Genomic DNA, 12,287 nt, shown 5'->3' on the forward strand with positions numbered 1-12,287 from the left:
ACGACTCGTGCTGACCTCTCCCGGGTTGAAGGAGAGAGCGCTTGGACAAGGATACGATCGAGGTGCTGGCGCGGCGGGCGGGGCTTGCCAAGGCGCTGGCGGAATTTCCCGAGGATGTGACGGTCGCCGCGAAGCAGGCGGCGGACGTGGCGCAGAAGATCAAGCGTCCGGCCGATCCCGCGGCCGAACCCTGGCCGCCGATGAAGGCGGGGACGACGCTATGAGCGACCTGCACTGGATGACGGTGGGCGCGGCCGCCCGCGCCATCGCCTCGAAGGAACTTTCGCCCGTCGATCTCACCCGCGCGTTGCTCGACCGCATCGAGCAGCTCGACCCGAAGCTCAACGCCTTCATCCGCGTCGACGGCGACGCCGCGATGGCGGCTGCCATGGCCGCGGAAACGGAGGCCCAGGCCGGTCGCCTGCGCGGGCCGCTGCATGGCGTGCCGGTCGGCATCAAGGACATCATCAATGTCGCCGGCCTGCCCACGACCTGCCATTCGAAGGTTCTGCAGCATAATCTGGCGAAGTCCGACGCGGTCTGCGTCGAGAAGCTTCGCGGTGCCGGCGCCATCGTGCTGGGCAAGCTCTCGACGCACGAATTCGCCATCGGCGGTCCGAGCTTCGATCTCCCGTGGCCGCCGGCCCGCAATCCCTGGAACACCGACCATCATCCCGGCGGCTCCTCGTCGGGTTCCGGCTCGGGCGTGGCCGCCGGCCTGTTCCCGATGGCGCTGGGCACCGACACCGGCGGCAGCGTGCGCAACCCGGCGAGCTGCTGCGGCATCGTCGGCCTGAAGCCGACTTACGGTCTGGTCTCGCGTCGCGGCGTCTTTCCGCTGTCCTTCACGCTCGACCATGTCGGACCGATGACGCGCACCGTCGCCGACAATGCGCTGATGTTGGAGTCGATCGCCGGCCACGATCCGCTCGATCCCGGCAGTGCGGCGGCGGCGCAGGGTCACTACGGCGCGGCGCTCGAGCGCAGCCTGCGTGGTCTGCGTGTCGGCTTCGTGCGCCATTTCCACGAGATCGACACGCCGGCCCACCCGGAAGTCACGGCGGCGCTGGAGCATGTCGCGCGCAGCTTGCAGGTTGAAGGCGCGGAAGTGCGCACCATCGCCCTGCCGTCGCTCAATGAGTTCGGCGCGGTGAACCGCGTGATCCTGCAGAGCGAGGCCTGGTCGATCCACAGCCCGTGGCTCAGTGAGAAGCCCGGCGACTACGGCCAGCTGGCGCGCCGCCGCCTGATGGCCGGCGCCTTCATGAGCGCGGGCGACTACATGCTGGCGAGCCGCCGCCGCCTGCAGATGATCGCCGAGGTCGAAGCCGCGTTGCGCGAGGTCGACGTGCTGCTCTGCGCCAGCTCGATGGACCCGGCCAGCCGCATCGACGACCTGGCCGAGGTTGAGCGCACCTATCCGCGCCAGGCCCGCACGCCGTTCAATGTCACCGGCCATCCCGCACTTGCGATGATGGCGGGTCTCGCGGTGAACGGCCTGCCGGTCTCGGTGCAGTTCGTCGGCCGCTACTTCGACGAGGCGACGGTCTTCCAGGTGGCGCGCGCCTGGGAACGCGTGGCCGGGACGGACAAAAAGCACCCTCCGATCCTCTGATCGGGGAAATAATTCGTTGAATTAGTTCTTGTCGTCCGAGCGGGCCTTGCCGGTCCGCCCGGCGGGCGCAAGATATCGTCCATGACCCAGAAGCAGCTTCGCCTCGGCGCATTCATGCGCCCCGTCAGCATCCATACCGCGGCGTGGCGCTATCCCGGCGGCACGCCCGACGCCAACTTCAACCTCAAGGCGCTGGTAAAGTACGCCCAGACGCTGGAGCGCGGGAAGTTCGACGCCTTCTTCATGGCCGATCACCTGGCCGTGCTGAACATGCCGATGGACGCGCTGAAGCGCAGCGCCACGGTGACCTCGTTCGATCCGCTGACCTTGCTGCCGGCACTGGCGATGGCCACGAAGCATCTCGGCCTGATCGCCACGGCGTCGAGCACCTTCGAACCGGCTTATACGATCGCCCGCCGCTTCGCCTCGCTCGACCATATCAGCGAGGGCCGCGCCGGCTGGAACCTGGTGACGACGTCCAATCCCGATGCCGCGCTGAACTTCGGCCTGGACGATCAGATGCCCCATGCCGAGCGCTATGCGCGCGCCCGCGAGTTCTTCGATGTCGTGACCGGCCTGTGGGATTCCTGGGCTGACGACGCCTTTGTGCGCGACGTCGAGAACGGAATCTACTTCGATTCGGCGCGCCTGCATGTGCTCGACCACAAGGGCAAGTACCTGAAGGTGCGTGGACCGTTGAACATCGCGCGGCCGGTGCAGGGCTGGCCCGTCATCGTACAGGCCGGCGCGTCCGATGCCGGCCGCCAGCTCGCGGCCGAGACGGCGGAGATGGTGTTCGCCGCCGGCGGCCCGATCGACGGCGCGCGCGCCTTCTATGCCGACGTGAAGGGCCGTGCGAAGAAGATCGGCCGCAACCCCGATCACATCAAGATCCTGCCCGGCGCCTTCGTGGTGGTGGGCGATTCGCTCGACGAGGCGAAGGAGAAGCGGGCACGCCTCGACAGCCTAGTGAACTACGACAGCTCGATCGCCGCCGTCTCGATGGCGCTGGGCGTCGATGCGCGCAAGTTCGATCCCGACAAGCCGCTGCCCGACGACATTCCCGAGACCGAGGCCAGCAAGAGCGGCCGCGACCGCGTGATCGAGCTGGGCAAGCGCGAGAACCTGACCGTGCGCCAGATCGCCGGTCGCCTCGGCGGCTATGGCGGGCTCGGCATGTTGGGCACGCCCGCGATGATCGCCGACCAGATGGAGGAGTGGCTGCTGACGGAAGCCTGCGACGGTTTCAACGTCATGTTCCCCTACCTGCCGGGCGGGCTCGACGACTTCGTCGACAAGGTCGTGCCCGAGCTGCAGCGCCGCGGTCTCTTCCGCACAGAGTATGAGGGCACGACCTTGCGTGAGAATCTCGGCTTGCCGCGGCCGGAGAACCGTTTTTTCGCAGCGACGGCCAAGGCGGCGGAGTAAGCTCCGCGCCCATGAGCTTCGAGATCACGGTCGGCAGCGCCGACGACGTTCAGCGCATGGCCGCCTGGGCCAACGACGAAGGCTGGAATCCCGGCAACACCGATGCCCATGCCTTCTTCGCCGCCGATCCATCGGCTTTCCTGATCGGTCGTCTCGACGGCGAGCCGCAGCTCTGCATCTCGGTCGTGAAGTACGGCGCGGGCTTCGGCTTCCTGGGCTTCTACATCGCCCGGCTGCCGGTGCGCGGGAAGGGCTACGGAATCCAGGTGTGGCGCGCGGGTATGGCGCGGCTCGAGGGACGCAATGTCGGGCTCGACGGCGTCGTGGCGCAGCAGGGTAACTACAAGAAGTCGGGCTTCCGGCTCGCTTGGAACAACATCCGTCACGAAGGCGCAGCGCCGTCGCCCAAGCCGCCGGCCGGGGTTACCTTGGTCGATGCGCGCAGCATCGGCTTCGACCGGTTGGCCGCCTACGATCGTCGCTTCTTTCCCGAGGCGCGGGATTCTTTCCTCGCGTCCTGGATCTCGCTGCCGGAAAGGGCGTCGCTGGTCGCACTGCGTGACGGTGAGATCGCGGGCTTTGCCGTGATGCGGGCCTGTGCGGCCGCCTCGAGGGTCGGGCCGCTCTATGGCGCGACGCCGGAGATCGCTTCCGCGCTGGTGGGCTCTCTCGCCGCCGATCTCGGTGCGACCGCCGTCGCGATCGATGTACCCGACCGCAACAAGCAGGCGGTGAGGCTTGCCAAACAGATCGGTCTCAAACCTTCGTTCGAGACCGCGCGCATGTATACGGGCGCGGATCCCGAGGTCGATTATGCCGGCCTGTTCGGCGTGACCAGCCTGGAGCTCGGCTGATCATTGGAGCGCGCCACTCCAGTTGCGCTCATAGCTTCCTCATCGACAAAGCTTGAGCGCCACTGGAGTGGCGCGCTCCGTTGCGCTCACCGCGTGTCGGATCACTGCGCTTTCTTCACGTTCCAGAAAACCGGGGCCGGTGAGGACAGGCTGCCGGTGATGGTCTTGCGGATCGCCATCGGGATGTTGAACTGGCCGAGTTGCGCCATGGTCGGATACTCCGACTCGCGCACCTGGACGGCGGTCGCCAGTTCCTTGCGCTTGGCCGGATCGGTCGTCTTGGCGAAAGCGTCGCGCAGTTCCTCGATCCTGGCATCGCAGGGCCAGCCGATGGCGGCCTTGTCGCAGGCGGCGCCGACGAAGGCCGAGACGATCGGGTCGAGCAGGTCGGCCGACACCCAGGAGGTCATGAAGCCGCTCCAGCCGCCGGCATTCAGGGGCTCCTTGCGCGAGCGGCGCGACAGCACGGTCTGCCAATCCATCGCCTGCATGTCGACGACGAAGCCGCCGCGCTCCAGCAGGGACTTGGCGATCGGCGTCAGGCGGCCGGTGTTGGTGTCGGTCGCGAACAGCAGCACGACCGGCGTGCCGTCATAGCCTTCCTGCTTCAGGATCTCCTTCGACTTGGCGAAGTTGGATTCCAACTTGTCCTCGAAGCCCGCGTTGGTCGCATAGGGCGTGCCGCAGATGAAGAGCGCCTTGCACTCCTTGAAGTATTTCGGATCGTTGATGGCGGCCAGCAGGAAGTCCTTCTGGTTCAGCGCATAGAGGGCGGCCTGGCGGATCTTGGCGTTGTCGAACGGCTTGTGCAGCACGTTGAAGCGCAGGCTGTACTGGCTGCCCAGCGGATTGAGGTCCTTCACCTCGATGTTCTTGTCTTTCTCGATCAGCGGCAGCATCTCGATCAGCGGCTGTTCGAGGATGTCGATCTCGCCGGTCATCAGCGCGTTGGCGGCGGTCTGCGGATCGGGGATGTTCACCCATTCGACCCTGTCGACATAGACGGTCTTGCCGCCGGACAGGGCCGAGGGCGGCTCGGCGCGCGGCTTGTAGTCCTTGAACTTGTCGTAGACGGCCTTCTCGCCCGGCCGCCACAGGTCGGCGCGGAACACGAACGGGCCCGAGCCGATGAATTCCTTGATCTGGGTGTTGCCCGGCGTCTCGGCGACCCTCTTCGGCATGATGAAGGGCACGTTGGACGAGGGCTTGCCGAGCGATTCGATGACCAGGCCGTAGGGCTCGTTGAGGGTGAGCGTGAAGGTCTTGTCGTCGACCGCAGCCAGGCCCTTGGTGAAGCTCATCAGCTTCTGGCCCATCGCATCGCGCGAGGCCCAGCGCTTGATCGAGGCGATGCAGTCCTCGGCCGTCACCGGCGCACCGTCGTGGAACTTCAGCCCGTCGCGCAGGGTGAAGGTGTAGGTGAGCTTGTCATCGCTCACCTTCCAGCCCTCGAGCATCTGCGGCTTGACGTCGAGCTTCTCGTCGACCGCCAGCAGCGTGTCGTAGACCATGTAGCCGTGATTGCGGACGATATAGGCGGTGGTCCAGATCGGATCGACGATCTTCACGTCCGAATGCATCACGACCTTCAAGGTCTGCGCTTCGGCCCCGACCGAAAACAGCGCCGTCGTTGCCGCGGCGAGCGCCAACCATTTCATCTTCCGCATCACCTGCCTCCTTGTTCTCTCGTTTTCCCGATTCTATCGTCCCGTTGCGGTGCCTATGCAACAGGCATGCCTCGCAGGAGCGCAAAATCATGAGTACCCGGCCCGATTCGATCCGAAACGTTTCCTGGGCCGTGGCCCGGGACGGCGCCGAGAATCGGCATGTCTATCGCCGCGACGTCGACCTGCACCTGAAGGACGGGCGCATCGTCGAGATCATGCCGGCCGGCACTCGGCCGTCGGGACCAGGCGAGACCGTGATCGACGGCAGCGGGATGCTGGCCCTGCCGGGCCTGATCAACATTCATTCCCATCCCTCGACCGAGCCCGGCTATCGCGGCGTGCGCGAGGATCATGGCGTCCCCGAACAGCAGATGACCGGGCTGATGGAGCGGCTGCAGGCTTTTCGCCTCGGCGACGACGGCCGCCAGGGTGCCGCGACGATGGCCTATTCCGAAATGCTGCGTGCCGGCACCACGACCGCCTGCGACGTGACCGTGCCGTTCGACGGCTGGCTGGAGACGATGGCGCTGAGTGGCATGCGCTTCTACGCGGCGCCCACTTTCGCGTCGGCGCGCTGGGGCATGGCCGCGCCGCAGACCGTGACCTGGAAATGGGACGAGGCGGCCGGCCTCGCGCAATTCGAGAAGGCCAAGCGGGTCATGGACGAGGCCGAGGCGCACAATTCAGGGCGTCTCGATGCCGTGGTCTTCCCGGCGCAGATCGACACGGTGACGCCGGAACTGTTCGCTGCCGGCCGCAAGCATGCCGACGAGTCGGGCCGCCGCTTCTCGACCCATATCGGCCAGTCGGTCGTCGAGGTGCGCGAGATGATCCGCCGCCACAACATGACGCCGATCCAGTGGGCGGCGGAGAACGGGCTGATGAAGTCGGATACGATCATGGCGCACTGCATCCTGCTCGACGACCATCCGCAGATAAACTGGCACACGCGCAAGGACCTCGACCTGATCGCCGAGGCCGGCGCCTCCGTGGCGCATTGCCCGCAGCCCTTCGCGCGCTACGGCCTCGCCATGGATCATGTCGGCCGCTATCGCGCGCGCGGCGTCAATGTCGGGCTCGGCACCGACTGCGCGCCGCACAATCTGATCGAGGAGATGCGGCTCGCGATCGTCGCCGGCCGCCTGATGAGCGAGGACATTCGCAGCCTCGACACCGCCGGCGCCTTCGAGGCCGCGACCTTCGGCGGTGCGGCGGCGCTCGGCCGCGACGATATCGGCGCGCTGGCACCCGGCATGGCGGCCGACATCGTGCTGGTCGACCTCAACCATCCGCTGATGCAGCCGGCGCGGGACCCGCTGCGCTCCTTCGTCTTCCACGCCGCCGACCGCGCGGTGCGCACAGTGCTGGTCGATGGCGAGGTGGTGCTGAAGGATGGCGATCCCGTGCATCTCGATCCGGTCGCCGCCATGGAGCGCGTGGCCGAGGCGCAGGCCCGCATGCTGCGCGACTCGATCAAGCTCGACTACGCCAACCGCCCCGGCGACGAGATCTCGCCGCTGTCGCTGCGGATTTCTTGACTCTGTCATCCTGAGCGAAGCGAAGGATCTGGCGCAAGCAACGCAGTACTCTGGTCGCTCGGTCAGGTCCTTCGCTGGCGCTCAGGACGACAGTGAGGTCTACCCCTCGTTGCTCTCGTCCGGCGCATCCGGAGTCAGGGCTTGCGCAACGGCGTCGTCGACCTTCTCGAGCCAGATGAACTCGAGCGTGTTGCGCACCTCTTCCGGGATGTCGTCGTAGTCACGCTTGTTGCGGGCCGGCAGCATGACGCGGGTGATGCCCGCCGCCGCGGCGGCCACGACCTTCTCCTTGATGCCGCCGACCGGCAGCACCAGGCCACGCAGGCTGATCTCGCCCGTCATCGCGGTGTCGCTGCGGATGGTGCGGCCGGTCATCAGCGAGGCGAGCGCCATGAACATCGCGACACCGGCGCTCGGCCCGTCCTTGGGCGTCGCCCCGGCCGGCACGTGGACGTGGATGTCGTTCTTCTCGAACAGGGTCGCGTCGATGCCGATCGACTTCGCCTTGTTCTTGATGACGCTCAGCGCCGCCTGCGCGCTCTCCTTCATTACGTCGCCGAGCTGGCCGGTGAGGATCAGCCGGCCGTTGCCGGGCGAGCGAGTCGCCTCGATGAACAGGATGTCACCGCCCACCGGCGTCCAGGCGAGGCCGGTCGCCACACCGGGCACGCTGGTGCGCATGGCCGCCTCGTTCTCGAAGCGGACCGGTCCCAGCAGTTCCTCGATGTCGGCGGTGCCGATCTGCACCTTGGTCGCCGAGCCTTCGGCCACCTGCACCGCGACATGGCGCAGCGCGCGACCGATCTCGCGTTCGAGCCAGCGGACGCCGGCCTCGCGCGTGTACCCTTCGATCATGAGCTTCAGCGCTGCATCGTCGATACCGGCCTGCTCGGCCGTGAGGCCATTGGCCTCGAGCTGGCGGCGCACGAGGTAGCGCTTGGCGATCTGCAGCTTCTCGCCGGCCGTGTAGCCGGTGAGCTGGATGATCTCCATGCGGTCGCGCAGCGGGCCCGGGATCGTGTCGAGCATGTTGGCCGTGGCGATGAACACGACACGGCTCAGGTCGAACGGCACGTCGAGATAATTGTCGCGGAACGTGCCGTTCTGCTCGGGGTCGAGCACTTCGAGCATCGCCGCCGACGGATCGCCGTGCACGCCGCTGCCCATCTTGTCGATCTCGTCGAGCATCATCACGCAGTCGCGCGAGCCCGCCTTGCGGATCGCCTGGATGATCGTGCCGGGCAATGCGCCAATGTAGGTCCGCCGATGGCCGCGGATCTCGGCCTCGTCATGCACGCCGCCCAGGCTCACGCGCGCGAACTTGCGGCCCATCGCCCTGGCGATCGACTGGCCGAGCGAGGTCTTGCCTACGCCCGGCGGTCCGGCGAAGCACAGGATCGGCGCCTTGCCACCGGGCGCCAGCTTGCGCACGGCGAGATATTCGACGATGCGCTTCTTGATCTTCTCCAGGCCGAAATGATCGGCATCGAGCACCCGCCGCGCCTCGGCGATGTCGATCGGCTGCGTCTCGGGCAGGGCCCAGGGCAGCTCGACCAGCGTGTCGAGATAGGTGCGGATCATGCCGTGCTCGGCCGACGCCTCGGGCGTGCGCTGCAGGCGGCGCAGTTCCTTGCGCGCGGCGGTCTCGGCCTCCGGCGGCATCTTTGCCTCGGTGATCGCCTTGTCGAGATCGGCGATCGCCTGCTTGTTCGAATCGTCCTCGCCCAGCTCGCGCTGGATGGCGGCCATCTGCTCGCGCAGCACCATCTCGCGCTGGCGCGCGTCGAGCGAGTTCTTGGTCTTGCTGCCGATCTCGCTGGTGATGCGCAGCACTTCCAGCCGCTTGGTGAGAAGCCCGCTCACCTTGTCGAGACGCGGCACGAGGTCGAGCGCCTCCAGCACCTCCTGCTTCTCGGCCGGCTTGGAATCGAGATACGACGCCGCGAGGTCGGCCAATGCGCCGGCGGCCGTCGTGTTCTCGACGGTCTGGCGCAGCTCCTGTGGCACCTGCGGCAGCAGGTCGAGCGTGTCGCGGATCTGCTGCTTCAGCACGTTGAAGCGCGCCTCGATCTCCGGACCCGTCGTGGTCGGCTCGGCCAGGTGCAGGCCGCGCGCCAGCAGGAACGGATGTCCTTCGACGAAGTCGATGATGCGGAAACGCTGCACGCCCTGGCAGACGATGTGATGGTTGCCGTCGGGCGTCGTGACGTAGCGCAGGATGTTCACGACCGTGCCGACTTCGTGGAGGTCGGCGGGCACCAGCTCGTCCTTCGCGGGGTCGCGCTGCAGCACCAGCAGGATCTGGCGCTGCTCGCGCACGGCCTGCTGGATGGCGGCGATCGACGAGGGACGGCCGACGCTGACCGGGAACACCATCTCGGGGAACAGCACGAGGTCGCGCACCGGCACGACGATCATCGCGTCGGACGGCAAGGGCTTCGCGTCGGGCTTCGGCTGCGTTTCGGGCTTCATGGTCATCGGCTGACCTGCTTCATCCTGCGGACTCATGGCTGCCTCCGCGTGCCGGCCTTGGCCAGGGTCACGGCGAGGCAACCGTTCACCTCGAACCGGCGTACATCGCCATAGAGGCCGGGCGGCAGGCTGATGCGCCGCTCGAAGCGGCCCTGCGGCAGTTCCAGGCGATGGATCTTCGCGGTGCGCAGTTCGGCCGGAACGGTGCGTTCACCGGACAGGATGAGCGTACCGCTCTCGATCACGGCCTCGACCTTCTGCACATCGACACCGGGCAGCGCCGCGAGGATCAGCACCTCGTGGTCGGTCTCGAGCACGTCGACTGGCGGCTCCCAGTTCGCACGCAAGCGACCGGCCGTCTGCGGCTTGAAAACCTGCTGATGCAGCCGCTCGGCCTGCGCCAGCATCTGCAGCGCTTCCGACCACATCCAGTCTCGGGGATCGCCTCTCGTCATACGCCGGGCCTCCAATACCCACCCCAATGTGGGAATTGTGGGCGCGGGAGGCAACTACCGTTGTCGGCCCGGCACCAGGGCGAGCCAGAGGGAGACTGCCGTCGAAGCGATGGCGACCGCCTGCAAAGTCGACAGAGGCTCTTGCAGGATCAGGATGCCGCTCACGATCGCCACGATCGGAATGGCGATGGAAGAGAGTGCCGCGACCTGGGCCGGCAGCAGCTTCACGAGGGTGAACCAGATGATGGTGCCGATCGCCATCGGGATGGCCCCGGTATAGATCGTGGCGGCCAGCACCTCGGGCGATGGCATGTGCGTCGGCAGCCCGTCGAAGATCAGCGCGCCCAGGGCGATCGGCGGCAGCATCAGCACGAGTTGCCAGAAGGTGAGCGACAGGCCCATGCCGGGCCAGCTCGTGCGCTTCACGACGAAGGTGCCGACCGCCCAGCAGAAGCCTGCAAGCAGCCCCCAGAACAGGCCGAGCGGTGCCGTGGCATAGCTCTGGAAGTTGGGGATCATCAGGGCGGCGACGGCGGCGGCGCCGATGGCGAGGGCCACGAGCAGCCGGCCCGTGAGCCGTTGGCCGAACACGACGAAACCCAGCACCGCGACCCAGAGCGGCATCGTGTAGGCCAGCACCGAGGCGTGGCCGGAGGGGATGTAGAGCACGGCCAGCGACGTCGCGATGTTCCAGACGCCGATATTCATGATCGAAGCGAACAGGAGCGCCGGCCACTTGTCCCGGGGGACGGCGAAGTTGTCGCGGCGCACCAGCAGGATCGCCGTCAGGACGGTGATGCCTGCCAGAAGTACGAGCGTGCGAAAGGTCCAGACCGGTAGTTCGCCGAGCGCGATGCGGAACAGCGGCCAGTTGGTGCCCCACATGAGGGTAAGGGTGCCGAGCAGCGCCAGCACCTTGGGCGAAACGCGAGACATGAAGGGGGAGCGATCAGGCCTGGTGTTCTTCAAGCGCCTGCAGGTAGCAGCCTTCGATGCGCCAGCTTCCGTCGGGCAGCTGCGTCATCGGATAGAAGGCGGTGACCGGCCGGCCGTCGGGGCCGATCACATGGACCTTCTGCGTCACCATGCCGTTCAGGGTGACGATCTCGCGGAACTCGAAGGTGCGCGGCCGATACACCGCGCGATAGCCCTGCCGCACCATGTCCATGAAGGTCTCGGCGGTGCCGAACATGCCCTGGATGTTGGGCGAGGCGTAACCGAACGCGGCGGTGCCATCGTCGCGACGGAAGGCTTCGACCTGGCGCTCGATCACTTCGCGGATGGCGGTCTGGTCCGATTCCGACACCTGTGCGTGCGCCGGCAGCGCCAGGGCGAGCATCGCGCCGAGAAGGGTGAAGAAGCGAAGGACCATGGGCGTCATTCTACGCCCAAGCGCGAGGCTACTGAAGCGGGACGGGCCGCCGGGTCGGCTGCGGCGTGACGGCACCGGCTGCTCCACTGACCGGCGCACCCAGGCGGCCGATGTTCACGTTGTAGGACAGGGTGGCCAGGTTGGCGCGCTCGCGGCCCAGGAACGTGTTTTCGCGGGCGATCTCGGCGTTGAGATCGGCGATCAGCCTGTCGATCTGCTGCATCGAGCGCCCTGTCTCGCTCTCGATGGCGCGCAGGCTGCGATGGTCTTCGTCGGTCGCGCCGCCCACCCTGAGGGTCAGTCGCACGTTCTCGAGCAGGTAGCCCGCCACCGAGGCCTGGGTGGTCACCTGGCTGGCCAGCGAATTCAGGGAGCCGGTGCCCAGGGTCACGGCGTCGAGCCTGCCCTGTGCGGCATTCCACTGGTTCACGAGATTGGGGTTGCCCGGTGTCGTGCCGGCCTGCAGGCGCGAGGTGATGCCGCTCACCAGACCGGAATAGGCCTGGGTGTCGCCCGCGATCTGCCCCTTCGTCGCGTTGAACTGGGCCTGCTGGGCGGCGATTCCGTTGTTGAGCGCGGCTTGGTCGCTGCGGAGCTGCTGGATGGTCGTGCGGACCGTCTGCGTGCCGGTCTGGGTGATGGCTGGATTGGACGTCGACGGCGGCGGGCTGGCCGCGGGAGCGAAGACGTTGTTCTCCGCGCATCCGCTCAGGACGATCGTCGCCAAGAGAAGCGCAGATCCTGGAACTCTTGGCGCCATCTTTGGTCTCGAACCTGCCCCGGTAGCATCATCAGGTACTCCGATCCGGCGCCCGATTTCAGGCTGTGCCGAGCCGGGGCACGCGTCCCCAAATCCAGATGGCAGTCATGCTATCTGAAAGCAAGC

The 12,287-nt window shown here is 67.0% G+C and carries 11 protein-coding genes; 5 read left to right on the forward strand and 6 right to left on the reverse strand.

The window, feature by feature from the left end; all coding sequences use genetic code 11:
* Window positions 1-41: 41 nt before the first annotated feature.
* From AC1ROX_RS01850 to AC1ROX_RS01865, 4 genes are all read left to right on the forward strand, one after another.
* Window positions 42-224 carry a hypothetical protein gene (locus tag AC1ROX_RS01850; protein WP_493121821.1) on the forward strand — a complete coding sequence of 61 codons (183 nt, stop codon included), beginning with the start codon at window positions 42-44 and terminating at the stop codon, window positions 222-224.
* Complete coding sequence (locus tag AC1ROX_RS01855; RefSeq protein ID WP_493121823.1) at window positions 221-1,615, forward strand: amidase; 1,395 nt, start codon at window positions 221-223, stop codon at window positions 1,613-1,615. The genes AC1ROX_RS01850 and AC1ROX_RS01855 overlap by 4 nt, the downstream gene beginning before the upstream one ends.
* A gap of 81 nt (window positions 1,616-1,696) precedes the next feature.
* Entirely contained in the window at window positions 1,697-3,043 is a 1,347-nt protein-coding gene (locus AC1ROX_RS01860) for an LLM class flavin-dependent oxidoreductase (protein WP_493121825.1), read from the forward strand.
* An 11-nt stretch (window positions 3,044-3,054) separates the two neighbouring features.
* Window positions 3,055-3,897 carry a GNAT family N-acetyltransferase gene (locus tag AC1ROX_RS01865; protein ID WP_493121827.1) on the forward strand — a complete coding sequence of 281 codons (843 nt, stop codon included), beginning with the start codon at window positions 3,055-3,057 and terminating at the stop codon, window positions 3,895-3,897.
* 101 nt (window positions 3,898-3,998) lie between these two features.
* Here AC1ROX_RS01865 and AC1ROX_RS01870 read toward each other — a convergent pair whose 3' ends face one another.
* Window positions 3,999-5,564 carry an ABC transporter substrate-binding protein gene (locus AC1ROX_RS01870; protein WP_493121829.1) on the reverse strand — a complete coding sequence of 522 codons (1,566 nt, stop codon included), beginning with the start codon at window positions 5,562-5,564 and terminating at the stop codon, window positions 3,999-4,001.
* A gap of 89 nt (window positions 5,565-5,653) precedes the next feature.
* Between AC1ROX_RS01870 and AC1ROX_RS01875 the strand changes: the two genes are divergently transcribed.
* Window positions 5,654-7,102, forward strand: coding sequence for an amidohydrolase family protein (locus tag AC1ROX_RS01875; RefSeq protein WP_493121831.1), 1,449 nt, complete (start codon window positions 5,654-5,656; stop codon window positions 7,100-7,102).
* Window positions 7,103-7,201: 99 nt separating this feature from the next.
* On the opposite strand, the gene lon is transcribed toward AC1ROX_RS01875, so the two are convergent.
* From lon to AC1ROX_RS01900, 5 genes are read right to left on the reverse strand one after another with little or no spacing between them, the layout of a single operon-like run.
* Window positions 7,202-9,580: an endopeptidase La gene (gene lon / locus AC1ROX_RS01880; protein ID WP_493122506.1), complete on the reverse strand. Its 2,379-nt coding sequence runs from the start codon at window positions 9,578-9,580 to the stop codon at window positions 7,202-7,204.
* Between the two features lie 26 nt (window positions 9,581-9,606).
* Complete coding sequence (locus AC1ROX_RS01885) at window positions 9,607-10,029, reverse strand: Hsp20/alpha crystallin family protein (protein ID WP_493121833.1); 423 nt, start codon at window positions 10,027-10,029, stop codon at window positions 9,607-9,609.
* A gap of 54 nt (window positions 10,030-10,083) precedes the next feature.
* Window positions 10,084-10,965: a DMT family transporter gene (locus AC1ROX_RS01890; protein ID WP_493121834.1), complete on the reverse strand. Its 882-nt coding sequence runs from the start codon at window positions 10,963-10,965 to the stop codon at window positions 10,084-10,086.
* 13 nt (window positions 10,966-10,978) lie between these two features.
* Window positions 10,979-11,401, reverse strand: a complete 423-nt coding sequence (locus tag AC1ROX_RS01895) for a DUF4864 domain-containing protein (RefSeq protein WP_493121835.1) — start codon at window positions 11,399-11,401, stop codon at window positions 10,979-10,981.
* Window positions 11,402-11,429: 28 nt separating this feature from the next.
* Window positions 11,430-12,128 (reverse strand): hypothetical protein, encoded by a 699-nt coding sequence (locus AC1ROX_RS01900; protein WP_493121836.1) that lies wholly within the window; start codon window positions 12,126-12,128, stop codon window positions 11,430-11,432.
* Between the last annotated feature and the right edge of the window lie 159 nt (window positions 12,129-12,287).

Source organism: Reyranella sp. GW821-FHT14A01, assembly GCF_058803965.1.